The 22,838-nt window shown below is 70.9% G+C and carries 20 protein-coding genes, 1 pseudogene and 1 riboswitch; of the genes and pseudogenes, 15 read left to right on the top strand and 6 right to left on the bottom strand.

The window, feature by feature from the left end; all coding sequences use genetic code 11:
• Positions 1–311: 311 nt before the first annotated feature.
• Positions 312–1,469: an MFS transporter gene (locus ACTWQN_RS20270; RefSeq protein WP_443205075.1), complete on the bottom strand. Its 1,158-nt coding sequence runs from the start codon at positions 1,467–1,469 to the stop codon at positions 312–314.
• Positions 1,470–1,613: 144 nt separating this feature from the next.
• Between ACTWQN_RS20270 and cobO the strand changes: the two genes are divergently transcribed.
• The 10 genes and pseudogenes from cobO to ACTWQN_RS20220 all read left to right on the top strand — a co-directional run.
• Positions 1,614–2,228, top strand: a complete 615-nt coding sequence (cobO, locus tag ACTWQN_RS20265; protein WP_443205074.1) for a cob(I)yrinic acid a,c-diamide adenosyltransferase — start codon at positions 1,614–1,616, stop codon at positions 2,226–2,228.
• Positions 2,229–2,278: 50 nt separating this feature from the next.
• Entirely contained in the window at positions 2,279–3,649 is a 1,371-nt protein-coding gene (locus tag ACTWQN_RS20260) for a cobyrinic acid a,c-diamide synthase CobB (RefSeq protein WP_443205073.1), read from the top strand.
• Positions 3,646–4,383: a precorrin-2 C(20)-methyltransferase gene (gene cobI, locus ACTWQN_RS20255; RefSeq protein WP_443205072.1), complete on the top strand. Its 738-nt coding sequence runs from the start codon at positions 3,646–3,648 to the stop codon at positions 4,381–4,383. Before ACTWQN_RS20260 ends, cobI begins: the two co-directional genes overlap by 4 nt.
• Positions 4,377–5,819: a precorrin-4 C(11)-methyltransferase gene (gene cobM / locus ACTWQN_RS20250; RefSeq protein WP_443205071.1), complete on the top strand. Its 1,443-nt coding sequence runs from the start codon at positions 4,377–4,379 to the stop codon at positions 5,817–5,819. Before cobI ends, cobM begins: the two co-directional genes overlap by 7 nt.
• Positions 5,803–6,969 (top strand): cobalt-precorrin-5B (C(1))-methyltransferase, encoded by a 1,167-nt coding sequence (locus ACTWQN_RS20245; protein ID WP_443205070.1) that lies wholly within the window; start codon positions 5,803–5,805, stop codon positions 6,967–6,969. The genes cobM and ACTWQN_RS20245 overlap by 17 nt, the downstream gene beginning before the upstream one ends.
• Complete coding sequence (gene cbiE, locus ACTWQN_RS20240) at positions 6,954–8,156, top strand: precorrin-6y C5,15-methyltransferase (decarboxylating) subunit CbiE (protein WP_443205069.1); 1,203 nt, start codon at positions 6,954–6,956, stop codon at positions 8,154–8,156. The genes ACTWQN_RS20245 and cbiE overlap by 16 nt, the downstream gene beginning before the upstream one ends.
• 247 nt (positions 8,157–8,403) lie before the next feature.
• A complete protein-coding gene (gene cobJ, locus ACTWQN_RS20235; RefSeq protein WP_443205068.1) occupies positions 8,404–10,158 on the top strand; it encodes a precorrin-3B C(17)-methyltransferase in 1,755 nt (584 codons plus the stop codon).
• Positions 10,148–10,339 (top strand): DUF362 domain-containing protein, encoded by a 192-nt coding sequence (locus ACTWQN_RS20230; RefSeq protein WP_443205067.1) that lies wholly within the window; start codon positions 10,148–10,150, stop codon positions 10,337–10,339. Before cobJ ends, ACTWQN_RS20230 begins: the two co-directional genes overlap by 11 nt.
• Before the next feature lie 108 nt (positions 10,340–10,447).
• Positions 10,448–11,878 (top strand): pyridoxal-dependent decarboxylase, encoded by a 1,431-nt coding sequence (locus ACTWQN_RS20225; RefSeq protein ID WP_443205153.1) that lies wholly within the window; start codon positions 10,448–10,450, stop codon positions 11,876–11,878.
• 204 nt (positions 11,879–12,082) lie between these two features.
• A pseudogene (locus ACTWQN_RS20220) lies at positions 12,083–12,272 on the top strand (response regulator transcription factor); the annotation flags it as partial.
• Between the two features lie 88 nt (positions 12,273–12,360).
• On the opposite strand, the gene ACTWQN_RS20215 reads toward ACTWQN_RS20220, so the two are convergent.
• Positions 12,361–13,266: a DMT family transporter gene (locus ACTWQN_RS20215; RefSeq protein ID WP_443205066.1), complete on the bottom strand. Its 906-nt coding sequence runs from the start codon at positions 13,264–13,266 to the stop codon at positions 12,361–12,363.
• Between the two features lie 91 nt (positions 13,267–13,357).
• Here ACTWQN_RS20215 and ACTWQN_RS20210 point away from each other — a divergent pair, with 91 nt between their 5' ends.
• Complete coding sequence (locus ACTWQN_RS20210; protein ID WP_443205065.1) at positions 13,358–14,212, top strand: LysR family transcriptional regulator; 855 nt, start codon at positions 13,358–13,360, stop codon at positions 14,210–14,212.
• Between the two features lie 43 nt (positions 14,213–14,255).
• Here the strand turns inward: ACTWQN_RS20210 and ACTWQN_RS20205 are convergent, their stop codons facing one another.
• Positions 14,256–14,525: a DUF1876 domain-containing protein gene (locus tag ACTWQN_RS20205; RefSeq protein ID WP_010306243.1), complete on the bottom strand. Its 270-nt coding sequence runs from the start codon at positions 14,523–14,525 to the stop codon at positions 14,256–14,258.
• 322 nt (positions 14,526–14,847) lie between these two features.
• A riboswitch (cobalamin riboswitch) is annotated at positions 14,848–14,973 on the top strand.
• A gap of 77 nt (positions 14,974–15,050) precedes the next feature.
• On the opposite strand from ACTWQN_RS20205, the gene ACTWQN_RS20200 reads away from it, so the two are divergent.
• The 4 genes from ACTWQN_RS20200 to cobA are packed head-to-tail and all read left to right on the top strand — an operon-like array spanning position 15,051 to position 18,871.
• Entirely contained in the window at positions 15,051–16,103 is a 1,053-nt protein-coding gene (locus ACTWQN_RS20200) for a HoxN/HupN/NixA family nickel/cobalt transporter (protein WP_443205064.1), read from the top strand.
• Between the two features lie 59 nt (positions 16,104–16,162).
• A complete protein-coding gene (locus ACTWQN_RS20195) occupies positions 16,163–16,780 on the top strand; it encodes a precorrin-8X methylmutase (RefSeq protein ID WP_443205063.1) in 618 nt (205 codons plus the stop codon).
• Positions 16,777–17,676 carry a sirohydrochlorin chelatase gene (locus ACTWQN_RS20190; protein WP_443205062.1) on the top strand — a complete coding sequence of 300 codons (900 nt, stop codon included), beginning with the start codon at positions 16,777–16,779 and terminating at the stop codon, positions 17,674–17,676. The genes ACTWQN_RS20195 and ACTWQN_RS20190 overlap by 4 nt, the downstream gene beginning before the upstream one ends.
• On the top strand, positions 17,657–18,871 hold the full coding sequence (gene cobA, locus ACTWQN_RS20185) for a uroporphyrinogen-III C-methyltransferase (RefSeq protein ID WP_443205061.1): 1,215 nt from the start codon (positions 17,657–17,659) through the stop codon (positions 18,869–18,871). Before ACTWQN_RS20190 ends, cobA begins: the two co-directional genes overlap by 20 nt.
• Before the next feature lie 87 nt (positions 18,872–18,958).
• Here cobA and ACTWQN_RS20180 read toward each other — a convergent pair whose 3' ends face one another.
• From ACTWQN_RS20180 to yaaA, 3 genes are all read right to left on the bottom strand, one after another.
• Positions 18,959–20,596 (bottom strand): DEAD/DEAH box helicase, encoded by a 1,638-nt coding sequence (locus ACTWQN_RS20180; RefSeq protein WP_443205060.1) that lies wholly within the window; start codon positions 20,594–20,596, stop codon positions 18,959–18,961.
• A gap of 226 nt (positions 20,597–20,822) precedes the next feature.
• The gene (locus ACTWQN_RS20175) at positions 20,823–21,680 is read right to left on the bottom strand and encodes a serine protein kinase RIO (protein WP_443205152.1); all 858 of its coding nucleotides are present in this window, start codon (positions 21,678–21,680) and stop codon (positions 20,823–20,825) included.
• 370 nt (positions 21,681–22,050) lie between these two features.
• A complete protein-coding gene (gene yaaA, locus ACTWQN_RS20170) occupies positions 22,051–22,794 on the bottom strand; it encodes a peroxide stress protein YaaA (RefSeq protein ID WP_443205059.1) in 744 nt (247 codons plus the stop codon).
• Between the last annotated feature and the right edge of the window lie 44 nt (positions 22,795–22,838).

Raw genomic sequence — 22,838 nt, 5'->3', positions numbered from 1 at the left:
GGTTACGAGATCGGACATTGCGCGTACGGAACCAGCCGACTGATTGGTACGGTGACTGCCGTCCACCTGACCCCCAGGGGTGGACTTCCAAAGTGCCCCCGCGCTCCCAGCGACCCCCAGGCCGGTTGAGTGCGGGGGCTCTTTCGCGAGCTCTCCACGGTCAGGCATCCCGCATCTGCCCAGTGGAAACAGGGCGACCAGCGACGCGAGCGGTCGTCCTCCTCCGGCGTCGATGCACCTGTTGCAGCGGGCCTCGTCCACAGTGCCTTTCTCCGGGGTGTCCAACCGGCGCGCGGATCACCGGTCGAAGATCAACCGGCGACCAGTGCGTGGCGTTGGTACCGGCGGCGGCAGACGGTGGCCGCGATCACCAGCGGAACCGCCACACCTGCGGCGACGCCGAACACCAGCGCGAACGAGCCGCTTTCGGCGAAGGGACCGGCGAGGGCCGAGGCGACCGCGCTACCGAGGAACAGCGCCGATGCGAACAGTGCCACGGCCGTGCCCCTCGACTCCGGCGCCACCGAGGTGACCCAGGTCTGCAACGACGAATGCATGAACGACCAACCGCCACCGAGCAGCAGCGCCGTGATCACAACGGTCACGATGTTGGTGTCGACGGCCACGACCAGGTAGCCGAGGAACATCGCGCTGCCGCCGATCGCGATCAACTGCCAGACCGCCAGCCGCTGCCCGAGGGCTTTGACCAGCCGGGACGACGCCCACACCGCGGCGCCGTAGGTGGCGGTCGCAATTCCGGCCACGGCCACGTCGATGCCCTCGTGCACCAGTGCGGTGGCGAGGAAGGTCATGGTGCCCAGCAGCACCGCGCCCTCGACGAAGACCAATCCGAAGACCAGCAACGCCCAACGATTCCGCAGCACCGCCATCAGGTGGCTGCGCGCGTCTTCGCCCTGGGCGCGTTCCGGCTCCGACAGCCTGCGCAGCAGGATCGAGCACCCGGCGGCGCAGATCGCCGGAACCGCGAAAACCGCGCGCCAGTCCACGAAACCGGCCACCAGTCCGCCGACCGCGGTCGCCAGCGCGATGCCCATCGCCGAGGCCGCCATCAGGTCCGAAAGCGCCCCCTGCCGGTGTTGCGGCGGCACCGTGTCACCGACGTAGGTCAGCGATGCGGGCACCACGGCGCCCATGCAGGCGCCGGTGACCACGCGGGCCGCGATCAACACCGCCAGGTTCGGCGCCAGCGCGGACACCAGCCCCGCCGCAGCGGCGCCGAGCAGCGTGCCGCGCATGACCGGCAGTCGGCCGAAGCGGTCCGACAGCACCCCCCAAAGCGGCTGGGTTAGGCCGTAGGCGAGGAAGTAGGCGCTGGCCGCGGTGACCGCGGCGGCCAGCGGTACGTGCAGGCCGAGCGCGATCAGCACCAGCATCGGGGTGACGGCGAAGCGGTCGAAGTTGGAGGTCAGCGTGGCGAACGACAGCAACAGCGGTGGTCTGGTCGGCATCAGGCGGCTCCAGGGGAATTGGCACGCCCGTCTATGTTCGCCGACCGCACCGATCCAGGCCGCAGTGAAGTTGACCACCCTCGGTGTCCTGGGCTCGCAAGGACGCCGCCGCTTCGCGCCGCAGGCGTTGGTTAGGGTCGGGACATGCCTCAAGGACAGCCCTCGACAGTGCCGGAGGACGGCCTGACGACCCGCCAGCGCCGCAACCGACCGCTGGTCGTGGTGCACACCGGTGAGATGAAGGGCAAGTCCACCGCGGCGTTCGGGCTCGCGCTGCGCGGCTGGAACCAGGGTTGGTCGATCGGTGTGTTCCAGTTCGTCAAGTCCGCCAAGTGGCGCGTCGGCGAGGAGGCGGCGTTGCGCGCCCTGGGGCGGTTGCACGAGGAGACCGGCGAGGGCGGTCCGGTCGAATGGCACAAGATGGGCGAAGGCTGGTCGTGGGCCCGCAAGAAGGGCAGCGACGAAGACCACGCCGCCGCAGCACTGGAGGGCTGGCGGGAGATCGCCCGCCGGATCGCCACCCAGCGCCACGGCCTCTACGTGCTCGACGAGTTCACCTACCCGCTGCACTGGGGCTGGGTCGATGTCACGGAGGTCGTCGACACCCTGCACAACCGCCCCGGCCACCAACACATCGTGATCACCGGCCGCCACGCCCCGCCAACCCTGATCGAAGCCGCCGACCTGGTGATGGAAACCACCAAGATCAAACACCCCATGGACACCGGCCAAAAAGGCCAAAAGGGCATCGAGTGGTGACGGATGATTTCCAGGTGAAGGGCACCTTTGACCGGCATAGTCAGTCAAAGGTGCCCTTCACCCAGCACCCGATCGGGTATCCGCGGGTGGTTGTCGCGGCGCCCGCTTCGGGGCAGGGGAAGACGACGGTGGTGACCGGGTTGCTGGCGGCGCTGCGGCGCAGGGGCGGCGCGGTCGCGCCGTTCAAGGTCGGCCCGGACTACATCGATCCCGGCTACCACCGGATCGCGGCCGGTCGCCCGGCCCGCAACCTCGATCCGGTGCTGGTGGGGGAAGAACGCATCGCCGCGCTGTTCCGGCACGGCGCCTCGGGCGCCGATCTGTCCATTGTGGAAGGCGTGATGGGGTTGTTCGACGGGCGCATCGGGCCCGGTGGCGAGATCGCCGCCGGGTCCACCGCGCACCTCGCGCAACTGCTGAACGCCCCGGTGGTGCTGGTCGTCGACGGCACCGGGCAGAGCCACAGCCTCGCCGCCCTGCTGCACGGCTTTCGCAGCTACCGTCCGGAGATCCGGGTCAGCGGCGTGATCCTCAACCGGGTCGGTTCGCAGCGGCACGAGCAGGTGCTGCGCGACGCGGCGGAAAACGCGGGCCTGCCGGTGCTCGGCGCGATCCCGCGCACCGAGGACCTCGCCGTGCCGTCGCGGCACCTCGGCCTGGTCACCGCCGCCGAGCACGGCGAAGAAGCCACCCGAGCCGTCGACAGGATGGCCGAGATCGTCGCCCGCTCGGTCGATCTCGGCGCGGTCGCCGCACTCGCCCGTTCGGCTCCGGAGCTGCCCGGTCCGGCCTGGGATCCGCGCGCGGAGGTCGAGCCGCAGGCGAACCCGGTGGTCGCGGTGGCGGGCGGGCGCGCGTTCACCTTCGCCTACGCCGAGCACGTCGAACTGCTCGAAGCGGCCGGTGCCGAGGTCGCGGTGCTCGACCCGCTGCGCGACGAACGGCTCCCGGAGCGCACCGCGGGTCTGGTGCTGCCGGGCGGCTTCCCCGAACAGCACGTCGCCGAGTTGTCGGCGAACACCGCGCTGCGCAAGGAAATCGCGGCGCTGGCCGACAGCGGAGCGCCGATCCACGCGGAGTGCGGTGGACTGCTGTACCTGGCCGAGGAACTGGACGGCCACCCGTTGTGCGGAGTGCTGGGGGCGCGGGCGCGGATGTCGCCGCGGCTGGTGCTCGGCTACCGCGACGCGGTGGCCGCCGCCGATTCCGCGCTGTTCGCCGAAGGAGCACGCGTGAGCGGACACGAGTTCCACCGCACCGTCCTGGAACCCGCGCACGGGCCGCGGCCCGCGTGGCACTGGCGGGGCGCCGGCGGCGGTGAGGGACATGTCGCAGGCGGGGTGCACGCCTCCTACCTGCACACCCACCCGGCCGGTCAGCCCGGCGCGGTCGAACGGTTCGTGGCGAGGTGCGCGCGATGAGACTCGTCGGCGTCGGGGTCGGCCCCGGCGATCCGGAAATGCTGACCTTGGCCGCACTGCGCGAAATCCGGTCGGCGGGCACGGTGTTCGTCCCGGTGCTCTCAGCCGATGAACAGGGCCGCGCGGAAGCCGTTGTCCGGGCCCACCTCGGGGACGACGAACGCGTGCGGCGACTGGTGTTCGCGTTGGCCGATCCGGTCGACGGACCGCAGGACCGGCGGCGCAGGCACTGGGACGACGCCGCCGAAGTCGTCGTCAACCGGTTGCGGGAGCACGGCGGCAGCGTGGTCTTCGCCACGCTCGGAGATCCCGCGGTGTATTCGACATTCAGCTACCTCGCGGCAACTGTTGTCGAGTTGTTGCCCGACGTCGAACTGGCCACCGTACCGGGGATAACCGCGATGCAGGCGACCGCCGCGCAGGCCGGGATAGCGCTGGTCGAGGGTGCGGAATCACTTACCGTGATACCGGTGATGCGGGACGTGACGGCGCTGCGGGAGGCGTTGCGGTCACGCGGTACGGTCGTTGCCTACAAAGGCGGGCGGCGGCTCGGTGAGCTGCGCGCCGCGATCGCCGAAAGCGGAGCCTTGGAGCGTTCGGTCTACGCCGAGCACCTGGGTACACCGGACGCGCGCGTGCTACCACTGTCCGATGTGTCCGAAGTGGACGATGCGCCTTATCTGTCCACTGTGGTAGTGCTTCCACCCCGAGGCGGAAGAGGAGAACAATGGTGACTGGCCGGATCTCGTTCATCGGTGCCGGACCCGGCGCGGCCGACCTGATCACGGTCCGCGGCGCCCGACGCATCGCCGACGCCGACATCGTGGTGTGGGCCGCGAGTCTGGTCGCCCCGGAATGCATCCAGGAACACGCGCGCAGCGACGCCGAACTCGTCGACTCCTCCCGGCTGACGCACGAACAGGCGCTGGAGATCTACCGGCGCGCCGAGCGGGACAAGCTCAACGTCGCTCGGGTGCACTCCGGCGACCCGTCGCTGTGGGGTGCGGTCCAGGAGCAGTACGACGCGTGCGCGCGGATGAACCTGGAAGTCGAGATCGTGCCCGGAGTTCCGGCGTTCTCCGCGGCCGCGGCCGCCGTCGGGCGGGAGCTCACCGTGCCGGAGGTCGCCCAGTCGCTGGTGCTGACCCGGCTGGAGGGCGGCAAGACGCCGATGCCCGAAGGCGAGAAGGTGCGCGAGTTCGCCAAGCACGGCACCACGATGGCGCTGTTCCTCTCCGCCGCGCGCACCGGTCAGCTCGTCGAGGAGCTGCAGGCCGGTGGCTACCCCGACGACACCCCGGTGCTGGTGGCCTACAAGGTCACCTGGCCCGACGAGCTGCTGCTGCGCACCACGCTCGCCGAGCTGGAGAAGACCGTCAAGCAGCACAAGCTGTGGCGGCACACGCTGTTCATCGTCGGCAAGGGGCTCAGCAGCACCGGCACCCGCTCGCACCTGTACCACGCCGGGCACTTCCACACCTACCGCCGCGCCGACCCGGCCGCGCGCCGCGCGCTGCGGGCCGAGCGCCCCAGCGCCCCGCGCCGCCCCAGCGCCCCGACCCGCTCCAGTGCCCCGAACCGCTCCGACGACTCGGGTGAAGGTCCTCGGGTGCGTGACTCCGACGTCGCCTGGTGGGCGGTGCGCGACTGGCAGGAGAGCGCGCGAGCAGCGTCGCGAACCACGGCCAACCGCTCCATCCCGGTCCGCCGGGTCAACGAGGCCCAATCCCAACTCTTCACCACCGATGCGGTAGCAGTCCCAGCTGAACGGGACTCCCACCCGGACGAACCGGCCGAAAGCCCCCCTCGTCCCAGCGTCGTCGCGGTGCCGGTTCCGGATGAGCGGGACCCTCGCCCGGATGAAGCGGGCGGAAGTGCCGCTCACCCGGACGGTGTCGCGGTTGTGGTTCCGGGCGAGCGGGACGCCCGGTCGGATGATGCGGATGAACGGGACCCCCGCCCTGAGGTAGCGCCGGACGGCGTGGCGTCGCGGCGGACTTCGGCGGCGCGCACCACGACCTCCCGGGCGACCGCGAAGGCGGCTCCGGCGAAGCGGGGCAAGGGTGCGTCGACGGCCAAGTCGACCGCGGCGAAGCGGACGACCTCGGCGAAGGGCAAGCCGACCGCGCGGCGCAAGCCCGCAGCGAAGCCGGATGAGCAGGGCGAGTAACGAGGCGCAGCCGCCGTTGCGGGAGCCGGACCTGCCGCGCACCGCGAAGGTCCGGCCCAAAGCGCTGCGCACCGGGTTCACCACCGGCGCATGCTCGGCCGCAGCGGCCAAGGCGGCCGCTGAACTGCTGGTCACCGATTTGCTCCCGGCCACAGTGGACATTCCGTTCCCGGATGGCCGGTACCGCCGCTTCCAGGTGGACTCCGGGCGGCTCGAACCCGCGACGGCCGTCGTCGTCAAGGACGCGGGCGACGACCCCGACGTCACGCACGGCGCGCGGCTGACCGTCGCGGTCACGCCCCGGGACGACGGCGAGGTCGTGCTGCGCGGCGGCGAGGGCGTGGGCGTCGTGACCAAGCCCGGCCTCGGCCTGGAGGTGGGTGGACCGGCGATCAACCCGGTGCCCCGCGAGATGATCACCAACGCGGTTCGCGAGGCGCTCGGCGAACGCGGCGCGGACGTCACGATCACCGTGCCCGGCGGGGAGAAGATGGCCTACAAGACCACCAACCGGCGGCTGGGCATCTTCGGCGGCATCTCGATCCTCGGCACCACCGGTATCGTGCGGCCGTTCTCCACCGCGTCGTGGCGCTCCAGCGTCGAGCAGGCGGTGTCGGTGCTCGCCGCGCAGGGTGGCCGGATCGCGGTGCTGTCCACCGGGGGGCGCACCGAGAAGGCCGCGATGCGGCTGCTCCCGGACGAACCCGAAGTGGCGTTCATCGAGGTCGGCGACTTCACCGGCGCGGCGCTGCGGCGCGCCGTCGACCAGGGGCTGGACGAGGTCGTGTTCGTCGGCATGATCGGGAAGCTGACCAAACTCGCCTCCGGCGTCGTGATGACGCACTACACGAGATCCAAAGTGGACACCGCGCTGCTCGCCCGGCTGACCGCCGAGTTCGGTGGGCACCCGGCGCAGGTCGTCGAGATCGAGCAGGCCGCCACCGCCCGTCGAGCATATGAACTCTGGCAGCGCAGTGGGCTGCTCACGGCGTGTGCGCACCGGCTGTGCGAGCAGGTGGCAGCAGTATTGGAGCGGTTCAGCGAGGAATGCGGCCGTCGGCTGCGTGTTCGGGTCGCGATGGTGGACTTCGACGGCGAACACGTGGTGGCGGCCACCGAGGCGAGGTGGGTGAAGTGGCAGTCACGGTGATCGGGGTCGATGGTGGCGACCTCCCGAAGGGCAGCGCCGAGGTGCTGGAGGCGGCGCGACTGGTGGTGGGCGGGAAGCGGCACCTCGAAGCGCACGCGCCGGAACACGCGCGCAAGCTCGAACTGGGGCCGCTGGAACCGGCGCTCAACGCGCTGGCCGCGCTGTCCGGCGAGGAGTCCGGCGTGGTGCTGGCCTCCGGTGATCCCGGCTTCTTCGGCGCGGTGCGCGCGCTGCGCGAACGCGGCATCCGGTGCACGGTGCTGCCGTCGACCTCCAGCGTGCAGCAGCTGATGGCGCGCGTCGGCCGCTCCTGGGACGACGTCGTGGTGGTCAGTGCGCACGGTCGCGACCTCACCCAGGCGATCAACGTCTGCCGGGCGCGACCGGCCGTTGCGGTGCTGACCGCGCCGAAGGCGGGCCCGGCCCAGATCGGCTCCGGACTGGACGGTTGGCGGCGCACCATGGTCGTCGCCGAAGACCTCGGTGGACCCAACGAGTCGGTGGTCACCCTCGAACCGGCCGAGGCGGCGAAGCGCAGCTGGCACGAGCCGAACATCGTGCTCTGCCTGGCCGAACTCGACGACGTGCCGCACCGGGGCTGGATCGCCGGTGGCGAGCCGGTGCCCCCGGCCAGTGGTTGGGCGCTTTCCGAGGACGAGTTCTCGCACCGCGACGGCATGATCACCAAGGCCGAGGTGCGGGCGGTGGCACTGGCCAAGCTCGCGCCCCGACCGGGCACGCTGGTCTGGGACGTCGGTGCGGGCTCCGGTTCGGTCGCGGTGGAATGCGCCCGGCTGGGCGCGGCGACGATCGCGGTGGAGTCCGACGCGGCGCAGGTGGTGCGGCTGATCACCAACGCGGCCAGCCACGGCGTGGACGTGCGGATCGAGGAGGGGGCCGCGCCGCAGGCGCTGCGCGACCTGCCCCGACCGGACGCGATCTTCGTCGGGGGCGGCGGGACCGAGGTCGTCACCGCGTGCGCGCACGCGGGAGCGTCCCGCATCGTGGTGGCGCTGGCCGCGCTGGACAGGGTCGGGCCCACCCGTGATGCGCTGCGCGCGGCGGACTACGAGGTCGACGGCGTGCAGCTGTCGGCGGCCCGGCTGGCCGAACTGCCCGACGGCGCGGCGCGGCTGGAGGCCGCGAACCCGGTGGTCCTGATCTCCGGCTACCGCAAACCGCGATGACCCCCGCGCCGCGAGGCGACTTGCGGGTAGCGCCTCGTTCGGGTGCGAGGTGAAGGGCACCTTTCGCCAACTTACTTGGTAAAAGGTGCCCTTCACCTCGCTAGAACACGGTGCGTGCGTGGGTGGATTGGCTGGGGCCGGCGGGTCGTAGGGTGGTGGCTGTTCTGCTGGGGGACTGGCTGGACGCCTGAGTTCGCCGGAGTGCGGCGGCCTGCGCGAGAAGAATTGACGAGGTAGGGGAGTTGCAGTGATCGGTCTGTTCGCGGTGACCGCGGCGGGGCGGCGGGCCGCTGCCGAGCTGGCCGGACGCCTGGGGCCGGACGCGGTGGTCGCCGACGGTCCGATCTCGTCGGCCTTGCACCGCCTGTGGGACCACCTGGATGCCGCGGTGTTCTTCCTGGCCAGCGGCGCCACGGTGCGCCTGGTCGCGCCGCTGCTGCGGGACAAGCACACCGACCCCGCGGTGGTCTGCGTCGACGAGGCGCGCCGCTTCGCGATCGCCCTGACCGGTGGCCACGCCGGCGGCGCGAACGCGCTCACCGAGCAGGTCGCCGACGTGCTCGGCTGCGTCCCGGTGGTCACCACCGCCACCGACAGCACCGGCACCACCCCGCTGGACGAACTGGCCGCCCAACTCGACGCCACTGTGGACGGTGATCTGGCGGCCTGCGGCGTCGCGATCCTCGACGGGCTGCCGGTGCGCCTGGTCAACCCGCACGGCTTCCCGCTACCTGCCCTACCGGCCAACGTCACCCCCGACGCCGAGGCGCCACTGTGGACGATCGTGATCGACGATCGGCGGCCGACGCAGGACGAGGAGCGGACGCTGCGGCTCATCCCGCGCACCCTGGTGGTGGGCGTCGGATCCGCGCGCGGCGTTTCGCGCACCTCGGTGGCCGAGACGATCGCCCGGCTGGACAGCGAGCACGGCCTGGATCCGCGGGCGATCCGCGCGGTCGCCAGCATCGACCTCAAGGCCGACGAGGAAGGCATCCTGGAGGCCGTGCAGGACCTGGGCTTCTGGCATTCCGGTGGTGCCGAGGAGCTGTCGCTGCTGACCTACCCGGCGCGAACCCTGGCCGGTATCGAGGTGCCCAACCCCAGCGAGGTGGTGCGCGCCGAGGTCGGCACGCCGAGCGTCGCGGAAGCCGCCGCGCTGCACGCGGCCGCCGAGCTCAGCTACGGGGCACCCGTCGAGCTGGTCGTGACCAAGATCAAGGGCGACAACGTGACCGTCGCCGCCGCGCGCATCCGGCCTCGCGGTCGGCTGGCGATCGTCGGCATCGGCCCGGGCGCACCCGACCTGCGCGTGCCGCGCGCCGACGCCGAACTGCGCCGCGCCTCCGTCGTGGTCGGCCTGGACCAGTACCTCGACCAGGTCCGGCACCTGCTGCGACCCGGCACCGAAGTGCGCGCCAGCGGGCTCGGCGCCGAGGAGGCCCGCGCCGCCGAGGCGGTGGCACTGGCCCGCGAGGGCCGCGCGGTTGCGCTGATCGGCTCCGGCGACGCCGGGGTGTACGCGATGGCCAGTCCAGCGCTGGAGCAGGCCGATGTCGACATCGAGGTCGTCGGGGTGCCCGGCGTGACCGCGGCGCTGGCGGCGTCCGCGCTGCTGGGCGCGCCGCTCGGGCACGACCACGCGCTGATCAGCCTGTCCGACCTGCACACGCCGTGGGAGGTCATCGAGCGCCGCATCCGGGCCGCCGCCGAGGGTGATCTGGTGGTGTGCTTCTACAACCCGCGTTCGGCGCAGCGGCACTGGCAGCTCGGCCGCGCGCTGGAGATCCTGGCCGAGCACCGCCCGGCGACCACCCCGGTCGGCGCGGTGCACCAGGCCAGCCGCGCCGGGCAGCGGGTGTGGTGCGCCGCGATCGGCGAATTCGACCCGACCGAGGTGGACATGTTCACCACCGTGCTCGTCGGATCGTCGCAGTCCGCTGTGGTCGGTCAGCGAATGGTGACGCCGCGCGGCTACCGGTGGATGGCCACGGATGCCCGCTGACCCGCTGGTGATCTCGGCGGCCTGCACGGCCTGCGGCGCCTGCCTGCTGACCTGCCCGGAACACGCCCTGCGCCCCGCCCCGGGCCGCCCGACGGTGCTGGCCGACAGATGCACGGCCTGCGCCGAATGCATCGAGATCTGCCCCACCGACGCCATCGACCTGTTGTCGTCATTCGAGTGACCCGTCACCCTCCGGTGCCGCTGTGGTTGCGCATCGACTCGCGACCGTTGGCTCGGACGTGGCTTCGGGTGGTGGAGGCGTGCGAAGCTGGAGGCGATGAGCGGGCACATGTCGCCGGAGGAGTTCCGGCAGTTCGGCAAGCAGGTCGTCGACTGGATCGCCGACTACTACGCCGGTATCGAATCCCATCCCGTGCGGTCCCAGGTGCGGCCGGGCGAGGTCCGGGCGCAGCTCCCAGCGCATCCGCCCGAGCAGGGGGAGCCGTTCGAGCAGGTGCTCAGCGACCTCGATGCGTTGCTGGTACCAGGCGTGACGCACTGGCAGCACCCGAACTTCTTCGCCTACTTCCCGGCCAACGCCAGCGGCCCGGCGATCCTCGGCGACCTGCTCTCCAGCGGTCTCGGCGTGCAGGGCATGGTGTGGGCGACCAGCCCGGCCTGCACCGAGTTGGAGACCGTCGTGGTGGACTGGCTGGCCGAGCTGCTGGGCCTGCCCGAGCACTTCCGCACCGATGCCGTCGGCGGCGGGGTGATCCAGGATTCGGCTTCCAGCGCCGCGCTGGTCGCCTGCCTCGCGGCGCTGCAGCGGGTCGGTGACGGGCAGGTCGCCAGCCGGGGCATCACCCGCCGCCACACCCTGTACGTCTCCGAGCACACCCACTCGTCCCTGGAGCGGGCGGCCCGGATGGTGGGCGTCGGCGCGGACAACGTTCGGATCGTCGACGTCGACCGCGACACGCTCGGCATGAACCCGGAGCACCTCGACGTCCTGATCGCGGAGGATCTCGCGGCGGGCGCGGTGCCCACCATGGTGTGCGCGACCATCGGCACCACCTCGACGACCGCGATCGATCCGGTCCGCGCGGTCGGCGAGGTGTGCCGCAGGCACGGGGTCTGGTTGCACGTGGACGCGGCCTACGCGGGTGTTGCGGCGGTTTGCCCCGAGCTGCGCTGGATCAACGACGGCGTGGCCGAATTCGCCGACTCCTACTGCACCAATGCGCACAAGTGGCTGCTGACCAACTTCGACTGCAGCGTGCTGTGGATGGCCGACCGGCGGCCCATGATCGACGCGCTGTCGATCCTGCCCGAGTACCTGCGCAACCCGGCTACCGCATCCGGCGAGGTGATCGACTACCGGGACTGGCAGGTGCCGCTGGGCCGCCGGTTCCGGGCGCTGAAGCTGTGGTCGGTGCTGCGCTGGTACGGCGCGGCCGGGCTGCGCGAGCACATCCGAACCTCCGTCGGACTCGCGCAGGAGTTCGCCGCCTGGGTTCGCGACGACCCGCGCTTCGAGCTCCTGCAACCGCATCCGCTGGGGTTGGTGTGCTTCCGGCCGCTGTTCCCCGAACTGGCCACCGAGGACGCCAACGACCGGACGTATCGGCTGATGGAGGCCCTCAACGAGTCCGGTGAGCTGTATCTGACCCACACCAAGGTGGCCGGGAGGACGCTGCTGCGGCTCGCGGTCGGTTCGCCGCAGACCGAGCGCCGCCACGTGCTGGCGGCCTGGAAACAGATCCAGGAAGCGGTGGGCTGACCGCCCGGCAGGTCGTACCCGATCAGCACGAACACGTGCACCGGCACTGGCCAGCCGCCCGCGGCGGCGGCTCAGCGGATGGCGGGCCAACTTCAGCAGCTCCGCGCCGACTCGTTGCCCCCAGATTGTCCACAGTGGATATTTACTGGTGGCGATGACGCTAGGAACGCGCCGCAGCTACGGGAATGCGCTTGGTCGCAGCGGCTTACCGAGCAGGAGCACGACGTCCTGGCGCTGATGGCCGAAGGCCGTTCGAACGCCGCCATCGCGCAGCAGCGTCAGCGAAGGCGCGGTGAGCAAGCACATCGCGAGCATCTTCGGCAAGCTCGGCCTGGCGACCTCCGATGACACCAACCGGCGAGTGCTGGCCGTGCTGGCTTGCCTGGAGCAGTGAGCTTTGGGCGGCGGACGCCACCCACCGCAGTCCAGACCGCACCAAGGCAGGAACTCGGCCCCGGCCAGGTAGCTCGCACAGCTGTGGTTCAGCCGCCCGCGACTTGTTCGCGTTCGGCTTCGCGCACCGGTTCCCGCCGGGTGCCGAGCACGCACGCCACGGCGCCGAGCGCGATGCCGAGCACGGCGCCGATCGACGGGATCTCGCCGAGTAGGGGCCAGGCCAGCAGCGCGGAAACTGGCGGCACGGCGCTGAACAGCGCGCTCGCCCGGCTCGCGCCGCCGACGGCGACCGCCCGCAGGTAGCACGCGGTCCCGACCACCGATCCCGCCAGGACCAGCCACAACAGCACCGCCGTGGCCTGCGCCCAGTGCGTGACGTGCCCGTGTTCGAGCAGCGCCGCCACACCGACGGCCAGCGCCGCGGCCGCCGACTGCACCGCGCCACCGGTTCGGACATCGACCCCCGCGCAGCACCGCTGCTGGTAGAGCCCACCCGCGGAAAATCCCAGAAGTCCCAGCATGGTGAGGAAAATCCCCGGATTCAGAGTTCCCTCGGCGAGCACTTGGTCGCCCAGCGTGACGACCACGGCCAGCACGCCGAGGCCGAGTCCCACCAGGCGGATCCGGCTGAGCCGCTCCCGCAGCAGACAGGCGGCGAGTGCTGCGGTGAGCACCGGGTTCATCGCGATCACCAGCGCGGTCACCGACGCCGGTACTCCGGCGCTCAGCCCGCCGTAGCAGCCGCCGAACTGCATTCCGTAGGTGAGGATCCCGGCGATCGCGGTGTGGCCGAGCAGCTTGCCGTTCGGCCAGTTGGCGCGCGAGCACAGCGCGATCACCGCGAGCACCAGTGCCGCGAGCGTCAGTCGGACCGTGGTCAGCAGGAACGGCGGTGCGGCGGCGACACCCAGTGCCCCGGTGGGGAATCCGCTCGCCCAGATGAACACGATCGGCGCTGCCAGGGACAGCGGGATCGAACGCGCGCTTTTCATGCGCCCAGACTCGTCGCCCACCACCAGCTGCGTCCAACGACGATAAGTAATCGCGATCGATTTCGAATCCTGATCGGTCTATGCTGGCGGCATGAGCGCTGTGCTGGACGTCGTCGCGCTGCGGAGCCTGGTCGCGGTGGCCGACTGCGGTGGGTTCCACCGGGCCGCCGCGGCGCTGTGCCTGACCCAGTCCGCGGTCAGCCAGCACCTGCGCAAACTGGAGCGGATGCTCGACCGGAAGTTGGTCGTCCGCGACGGTCGGCAGGCCAGGTTCACCCCCGACGGAGAGCTCCTGCTGGCCGAGGCGCGGCGCGTTCTCGACGCGCACGACGAGGCGCTGCGCCGACTCGGCGCGGAGGAGCGGCGCACGCTCGTCTTCGGCTCGACCGAGCATGCCGCGGACCGGTTCCTGCCCGAACTCGTGACCCGGCTGCGAGCCGCCCTTCCCTCGCGCGAAGTGCGGTTTCGGCTGGACCGCACCGCCCGGCTGGCGGATGCGGTCGACCGGGCCAGCATCGACATCGCGCTGCTGATCGACCGGTCCACCGGTGGGCGCAACCGGGACGCCGGTCACCTCCGGCTGGACTGGTACGCCGCACCCGACTGGGTTCCGCCGGAACCCGACGAACCGCTGCCGATGGTCGTCTTCGACGAGCCCTGCATCATGCGGCGACTCGCGGTCGACGCGGTGACCGAGCTGGGACGGCAGCCCGACCTGGTGTGCGAGGCGGCGGACCTGGCCGGTGTGCTGGCGGCCGCGCGATCCGGGCTCGGGGTGACGCTGCTGCCGTCGGCGAAGCCGCGCCTGGAAGGTCTCGTGACCCGCGACGACCTGCCACAACTCGATCCCGCCCCGCTACGCGTCCGGATCCGCCCGGGATTGCCCGCCGATCTCGCCGACCTGGCCGCGAAAACGGTCCGCGAAGTGCTCGCCGCGCAGTCGTGAGCGCGCAACCTGGTCGGAGCCGAGCCGCGCGCTCACGAGGTTGTCAGGCGGGTAGGTGGACGCGGCGGTGCAGGCGTTCGCCGATGTCTTGCGCCGCGTTGTCGAGCAGCTTGTGCGCCAGTTCGAAGAGGGCGCGGGCGATCGCGATCTCGTCGCCGATCTGAGGTACCTCCGGGTCGTCCGGGTGGCGTCGCGCGGTGCCGTGGCCGTGCAGCGCCTGACCGCCCGGAGTGGTGAAGCCGACGTCGGCGGTGGTTTTCGCGCCAGCCTCCACGACCTGCAGGTTCAACGTGATCGTGTGGGTCTCGTTCATTGGTCGCCTCCTGTACCCGTCGGCCCGCATGCCTGCAGGCCCTTCAGGTCGCCGTAGCCCAAGCATGCGCTGGCGGACAGGGCCGACGAAAGAGCCCTATTCACCCATCCGAGCAACCACCGGCCTACCCATCCGACCAGCACGATCAACACAACCAGCGCCAATCGGGTGATGAGTGAAGGGCACCTTTGACCGGCATAGTCGGTCGAAGGTGCCCTTCACCTCGCCTGATTGTTGTTGCGCGGCGGTGGGAGTTGGTGATCGGGCTCACTGGGTTTGACCATTGGTTGTGGGGCAGGGAAGGATACGGCCGCCGACAGTGCAGGAACCCGGTGCGAATCCGGGACGGTCCCGCCACTGTGACCGGGGAGTGGACCCCACCCGTTGCCACGGCTGCCAGCAGCTGGAAGGCCGGGGACCCCACGTCGATCCGGGAGTCAGGACACTGCGCGTCGGCCCCGCGCCGCGCCGCGGCGTGCGGACACCGAGCCCCTCGGGCGGGAAACCCAGGAGGTCGGAGATCCCATGTCTTGGGATGCCGAAACGGACCGGCTGCGGGCCGGTTGGGGCGCTGCGGAGCGCCGGAAAGCAGCGGTCGTGCTGGCCGCGGTCGGATTGCTGCACCTGGCGGGTTGGAGCGCTTACCTGTTGCAGCAGCACGAGTTCAGCGCGGTCGGTGGGTTGGCCGCCGCGGGCACGACGGCGTACCTGCTCGGCCTGCGCCACGGATTCGACGCCGATCACGTCGCGGTGATCGACGATGCGACCCGGCTGCTGATGCAGCGCGGTCGACGCCCGGTGTCGACGGGCCTGTGGTTCGCGCTCGGTCACGCCAGCGTCGTGCTGTTCCTCGCGATCGCGGTGGCCTTCGTCGCCGGGCCCGCCGCGCAGCAATGGGCCGAGAGCGCCGGAGTGCGGGTGTCGACGGTCGTGGATCTGATCGTGATCGCCGTGCTCGGCACGCTGGCCATGCTCAACGCGTTGGTGCTGCGCGATGCCGTGCGGTTGCTGCGCCGTGCTCGTCGTGGCGCGGTAGCGGAAGCCGAGGTCGAACTCGTCCTCGGTCGACGCGGGCTGCTCGCCCGGCTGCTGCGCGGGCGGATGCGCAGCATCGGCCGCTCCTGGCACCTGTTCGGGATCGGGCTGCTGTTCGGGCTCGGCATGCAGACGGCCACCGAGATCACCGTGCTGGCCATGGTGTCGCCGACCGAGCAGCTCTCCGCGGTCGCGGTGTTGAGCCTGCCGCTGCTGTTCGCCGCCGGAATGTGCACAGTGGACAGTGTGGACGGCATGCTGATGTCCCGCGCCTACACCTGGTCGCTGGCGCAACCGCTGCGGCGGCTGTGGGTGAACGTGACGACCACCGCGCTGACCGTCGGCCTCGCCGTCGTGGTCGCCTTCATTGTCCTCTGTGGACTGCTGGCGGAGCGCGGAGTGTCGGTCCTGGACGGGATCGCGGTGTGGGGCGAGCAGTTCGAGTTGCTCGGATACCTGACCCTGGGGCTGTTCCTGGTGGTCTGGGGCGGCGCGGCGCTGTGGTGGAAGCTCACCGCTCGGAAGGACCCGGAAGTCAGATGAACGACGGTTTCGCAACACCGCGGGCTGCCGGGGGTTTTCGCGCCGAAGATGGTACCCGCATGAGCACCAGGCGCGAAGTGCACCCGATCGAGACCGAGTCCTACCGGATCATGCGGTCCAGGGCCGATTTCGCTCGCTTCCCGCCGCTGACCAGGGCGGTCGTCGAGCGCGTCGTGCACACCACCGCCGACCCGAGCTGGACGGGCGAGATAGTCGCCGACGAAACCGCGCTGCGGACCGGCCGCGCGGCCCTGCTCGACGAGGCGCCGCTGATCACCGATGTGCGCATGGTCGCGGCCGGTATCACCGCGCGGCCCGCGGAGATCGGCCTGGATCGCGGCGGCGTCGCCGAACTCGCCGCGAAAACCGGCCTGACCCGCTCGGCGGCGGGCATCCGGATGGCGGCCGAAGAACACCCCGACGGTGCGGTGTGGGCGATCGGCAACGCCCCGACCGCGCTGGTCGAGCTGATCCGCCTCGCCGAGGCCGGTCGGCTGAACCCGGCGCTGGTCGTCGGCGTCCCGGTCGGCTTCGTCGGCGCCGTCGACGCCAAGGCCGTGCTGCGCCGCAGCGGCCTACCGGCGGTGAGCACCCTGACCGAACGTGGCGGCGCCGCCATCGCCGCCGCCGCGATCAACGCCCTGCTCTACTGGGCAGAAGCTGGAGGAAACCGGTGACCGAACCGCTGCTGGTCGTGGGCCACGGCACGGTGGACGAGAACGGGGTGGCGGAATTCCACGCGTTCCTCGACCGCCTGCGCACCCGGATGGCGGCCGCCGATGTCCACACAGCCGGTGGGTTCATCGAACTGTCCGCGCCCGCGGTCACCGAAGCGTGGGGCGAACTCGCCGCGCACGGGCACCGCCGGATGGCCGCCGTGCCGCTGGTGCTGGTCGCCGCCGGGCACGGCAAGGGCGACATCCCGGCGGCGCTGGAACGGGAAGTGCGCCGCCACCCCGGCACGTCGTTCGTGTTCGGCCGACCGCTGGGGCCGCACCCGATCCTGCTGGACCTGTTGGCCGAGCGGATCGAGGCCGTGGTGCCGCGCGCCGACTGGGCCGACACCGCGGTGGTGCTCGTCGGCCGCGGCTCCACCGACCCGGACGCCAACGCCGAAGTGTGCAAGGTCTCACGGCTCTTGCAGGAGACCTGCGGTTTCGACACGGTGGAGACCGCATTCATCTCCCTGGCACCGCCGGAGGTTTCCGGCGGGCTGGAACGTGCTCGCAAACTCGGGGCGAAGCGGATCGTGGTCGCCCCGTACTTCCTGTTCGACGGCGTGCTGCCGCAGCGCGTGGTCGCCCAGGCCCGCGAGTACGCGAGCTCCGCACCGGACATCGACGTCCGCGTCGCCGGATACTTGGGAGACTGCGATGCCCTGGTCGACCTCGTCGTGGAGCGCTACCACGAGGCCCTGCACGGCGACATCCGGATGAACTGCGACACCTGCGCGTACCGGGTGCTGCTGCCGGGTTTCGAGGACAAACTGGGCGCACCGCAGACACCGCACCACCACCCCGACGATCCGACCGGACACGGACACGGACACGCACATGGCCACTCAATCCGATAAGCACTACCTCGCCGGACTTGACCTCACCGGGCGCCGGGTCGTCGTGGTCGGCGCGGGCACCGTCGCGCAGCGGCGGCTACCGCGGTTGATCAGCGCTGGCGCGGCGGTGGAGGTCATCGCACCGGCGGCGACCCCCGCCGTGGAGGCGCTGGCCGACACCGGGGAGATCGCCTGGAGCCGACGCGGGTACCGCGACGGCGACCTGGACGGAGCCTGGTACGCGATAGCGGCCACCTCGGACGCTGCGGTGAACGCCGCGGTCGGAGCGGAAGCGCTGCGGCGCCGGGTGTTCTGCGTGCGATCCAACCACGCGATCGAGGGCAGCGCGGTGACGCCCGCGGTGGCCGAGCACGACGGACTGCTGCTCGGAGTGCTCGCGGGCGGCAAGCCGCGCCGCAGCGCCGCGGTCCGGGACGCGCTGCTGGAGGCGTTGCAGTCCGGTGTGGTCGACGAGCACGCGGAGCCACCGGCGCCGGGGGTGGCGTTGATCGGTGGCGGGCCCGGTGCGCCGGATCTGATCACGGTGCGCGGGCGCCGTCTGCTGGCCAAGGCGGACATGGTGATCACCGATCACCTGGCGCCCCGCGAGTTGCTGGAGGAGTTGGGGCCGCACGTCGAGGTCGTGGACGCCTCCAAGATCCCCTACGGGCGGGCGGCCAACCAGGAGGTCATCAACCGCACGCTGATCGACAACGTGCGGGCGGGCAAGTTCGTGGCCCGGCTCAAGGGCGGTGATCCGTACGTGTTCGGCCGGGGTTTCGAAGAACTGCTGGCCTGCGCGGATGCGGGGGTACCCGTCACCGTTGTACCCGGGGTGACCAGCGCGTTCGCCGCCCCGGCGGTGGCTGACGTGCCGGTGACGCATCGCGGCGTGGCGCACGAGGTGGTCGTCGTCTCCGGGCATGTCGCGCCCGACGACGAACGGTCCTTGGTGGACTGGGCGGCGCTGGCCCGGCTGCGCGGCACCCTGGTGCTGCTGATGGCCGTGCAGCGCATCGAAGCCTTCGCCGAAGTCCTGATCAAGAACGGACGCCCGGCGGACACCCCGGCGGCGGTGATCCAGGAAGGCACCACCAGCGGCCAACGCACCCTGCGCACCACTCTCGCCACCGTCGCCGAAGACATCCACACCAACAACATCAAACCCCCAGCAGTAATCGTCATCGGCTCAGTAGCGGCCCTCAAAAACCCCTGAACCCCAGAGACAAAACCAAAGATGAAGGGCACCTTTTACCAAGTAAGTGGGTAAAAGGTGCCCTTCACTCGTCAATCGATCGGGTGGCTACCCGCGGTCGCGGTGCATTCCGCCGCGTTCGTTGCGGGCGCCGCGGCTTGCCCGGGTGCCCCGATCCGAGCGGTACCCGCCGCGGCCGCCGTGTTCTCCGTGGCCTGCCGCAGCGCCGCGACCGCCCCTGGGGTCGTTCCGGCGTTCGCCGGACTCGGACAGCGGCCGCTTCGTGGCGCGGGCAACCGCGGTCTGCTTCGCACGACTGCGCAGTGTCTCGCGCTCCGTCTGCTTCGCACGCGGAGCTTCGTTCTTCGTGCGCTGCGCACCACGGTCGCGCGGTGTTTCGCGTTGGGTCTGCTTCGCGCCGCGGCTGCGCGGTGTTTCGCGTCGTTTCGGCTCGATGATGGTGTTGCCATCGGGCTCGCGGGCGCCGGTGAGCCGGGCGAGTTCGGTGTTGTCGGGGCTGACCGCGGTGGTCGTGGCCTTGACCCCGGCCAGCTCGGCCATCGTGCGGAACGCCTGCTTCTGGTCTTCGGTGACGAGCGTCACGACGGTGCCGGTGGCTCCGGCGCGGGCGGTGCGCCCGGCCCGGTGCAGGTAGTCCTTGGGGTCGGCCGGGGGCTCGACGTGCACCACGAGGCTCACGTCATCGACGTGGATGCCGCGCGCGGCGACGTTGGTGGCCACCAGCGTCTTGGTCTCGCCGCTCTTGAACTCGTCGAGGATGCGGGTTCGCACGTTCTGCGCCTTGCCGCCGTGCAGCGCCCCGGCGCGAATCCCGACCGCCCGAAGCTTCTTCGTGAGCCGGTCGGCGTGGTGCTTGGTGCGCACGAACATGATCGTGCGCCCCTCGCGCGCCGCGATGCGCGCCAGCACGGCCTGCTTATCCGTCGCCGAAACCAGGAACTGGTGGTGCTGCATGCTGTCCACGCTGGCCGCCGGGGGCGCCAGCGAATGCACCACCGGGTTGGTCAGATAGCGCTCGACCAGCTTGTCGACATCGCCGTCGAGCGTCGCGGAGAACAGCAGGCGCTGGCCGTCGGCGGGCACCAGGTCGAGCAGTTCGCGAACCTGCGGCAGGAAACCCATGTCGGCCATCTGGTCGGCCTCGTCGAGCGCGGTGCGCTCCACTTCGGACAGCGAGCAGGTGCCTTGGCGCACGTGGTCGGCCAGCCGACCGGGCGTCGCGACGAGGACGTCCACCCCCCGGCGCAACGTGTCGACCTGCCGGGTGAAGGAGGTGCCGCCGACGACCTCCCGGACGTATAAGCCGAGCGCCTTGGCCAGCGGTTTCAAGGCATCCGTGACCTGGACGGCCAGCTCGCGGGTGGGCACCAGGACCAGCCCGCGCGGGTGCAGCGGGCGGGCGCTGGACTGCTGCAACGCAAGCAGCGGGAGTCCGAACGCCAGCGTCTTGCCGGATCCCGTCTGACCGCGGCCCAGCACATCGCGGCCGGTCAACGCGTCGGGAATGGTGGCCGCCTGGATCGGGAACGCTTCGACCATCCCGTCCTCGGCCAGGGCGCGCACCAACTGCGCGGGTAGCCCCAGTTCGGCGAACGGTGCCGGATCGACTGCTGTGACACCTACTTTGTCGAACAGGCTGCGCTTCGGGGTCGGCTGCGGTTGTGGGCGGCGTCGGCGCGGCCGTCGGGGCGAGCGCGCGGGCGTGGTGGATGAACTGGTCGGCACGAAGGAGCTCCCGGAAGTTGGCACGTCACGGGGAGGCTTCGCGGGTGGACCGCGTGCGATCGCGAGGACGAGCCCGGCGCGTCGGCGCCGATAGGCGGATTCGCGAGCCCGTTGACTCGCGTGTGGCCGGTTGTTCTCCGGCCGGTTCAGGGCCGAGTCTAGCCGATCGAGCGGGGAGACCGATTTCCCGCCACGTGCTCGGCAGGCCCGGCGCCTGAGACCGTTATCACATCAGATTTCCTGCTGTGGCAAGGAGAACCGCTAGTTCCTCCGGGTCGGTTCGGTTTTCGTCCGCGCCCTGCGTGCGGAACCAGCCCGCGATGTTGTGCGCGTCACGCTGCAGATAGGTGAAACCCAGCGGGTTCGCGACGAGATCGACCGCCTGCGGCAGATCGATCAACGTCAATCGGCCCTCGTGCACCAGCACGTTGTAGGCGGACAGGTCGCCGTGCGTGAAACCCTGCTCGGCCAACAGCACCAGCGCATCGACGAGCTGCGTCCACAGATCGTCTAGTTCGTCCGGTCGGGGCCGCAGCGCCGCGAGGCGAGGTGCCGCCGTGCCATCGGCGGTGCCGATGAATTCCAGCAGCACTTCGGTGCCGACGCGCTGCACCGGGTACGGCACCGGTGCACCGGCCGCCCACAGCGACGACAGCACGCCGAACTCCGCCACCGCCCACTGCTGGGCGATCATGCCGCGGCCGAACGAACTGCGCTGCTGCATCGCTCGCATCTCCCGAGACCGGCGCATCCGCCGTCCTTCCAGGTAACCGGCGTCGCGGTGGAACATCCGGTGATCGCCATCGCGGTACCGCTTCGCCGCGAGCAGGCAAGAATTCCCGCCGGGCACCGACCGGCGCAGCAGGTGCACATCGGCTTCCTTGCCGGTCTTGAGGACCCCCATTTCGTGGTCGACCGCCGCCAACTCGGTCACCAGCCAGCGCGGATGCGGTCGGGGACCTCGTTCCCCAGCGTCCCACGTGGACCAGCGGTCGGCACCGTCGGGCAGCGGTTGTGGTTCGGGTTCGTCGCGCAGCGCGGCGAGCCGCTCGCGTTCTTCTTCGGTGAGCCGACCGCGACGCATCGGCTCGTCGTCGAACCGCCGCCGTTTCGGCTTGGCCTGCTTGCGGTTCTTGTTCGGTTTGGTGGTGCGGAAGAGATCGGGGTCGTACTCGTCGTACGCAGACAAGATCAAGTGCTCCTCAGCGGAACCTCCGCCGGAGCACCGATGTTTCAGCGCACTGGTGGCGGAGGGAGATGGGTTCGGGTGTCCTCGCGCGGGAAAAGCACGCGCACATCCGTCGCAACGGTCACCATGACGAACCTCCCTCCACAGCGCTGGCAATCTCGGCTGCCAACTTCGGCTGGCAACTTTCGGCTGCCAAATTTTCGCCGAACCACAGTTTCGCGACTCGGCACGACCGGGCGCAACTCGTTTTTCGGCGGTCCGGGCGTCAGGCCTCGACGACGACGCAGAGCTTGCGGGTGGCTTCGCGCTCAATCCGCAGGCCAGCGTCGCGGGCCACGTCGAGGACGTCCTCGACTTCGGCGGGTTCGGCGTCCGACTGGGCCAGCGCCCGGGCCAGCTTCCCCTTGTGCGACTTGTTGTGGTGGCTGACGACCTTCCGCCGGCCCGTCGCGTCTTCGGACAGCACGCGCACCTCGACGGCGTTCGGGCACCTCGCCAACGCCGCGTACGCACCGGATCGCAGATCGACCAGCAGTTCATCGGCCGCGGCCAGCACCGGCTCCAGCACCGGGCGCCACACGCTGCGCAGCGTTCCCAGACCGGGCAGCGAGTTGCCGCCGGACAGGCGGTAGGCCGGGATCGGGTCGCCGCCGCGCACCAGCCCGAACAGCGCCGATGCGACCGCGAGCCGGTCATCGGCCCGATTGCGTTCCGCCGCCGACAGCGACCGCACGTCGAGGGCGTCGTAGAGCACCCCGGTGTAGCGCTCCAGTGCCGCTGCGGTGGGTGAATCCCAGAGTTCGGCGTTGCGCTCGACCTCCGCGACCTGGTGCTCCGACAATCCCAACGTGATCAGGCTCGCGGGCACATCATCGGCCAAAGTGGACAGTGCCTCGATCAGCTTCCGCCTGGTGGATGTCAATTCCGGATGCGACAGGGCGTCCAGGTTCAGCGCGGCCCCAGCACCGCCGACGGCCTTGGTCTCCGAAGGAGGAAGCAAAACCAACACCCGCCCACCCTAGGACGCGCCAGGGCACCCCTGCCGAAGGCCTG

The sequence above is a fragment of the Saccharopolyspora antiqui genome, from assembly GCF_052246905.1.
Taxonomy (GTDB): domain Bacteria; phylum Actinomycetota; class Actinomycetes; order Mycobacteriales; family Pseudonocardiaceae; genus Saccharopolyspora.
This window is presented reverse-complemented; position numbering and strand designations above follow the sequence as displayed.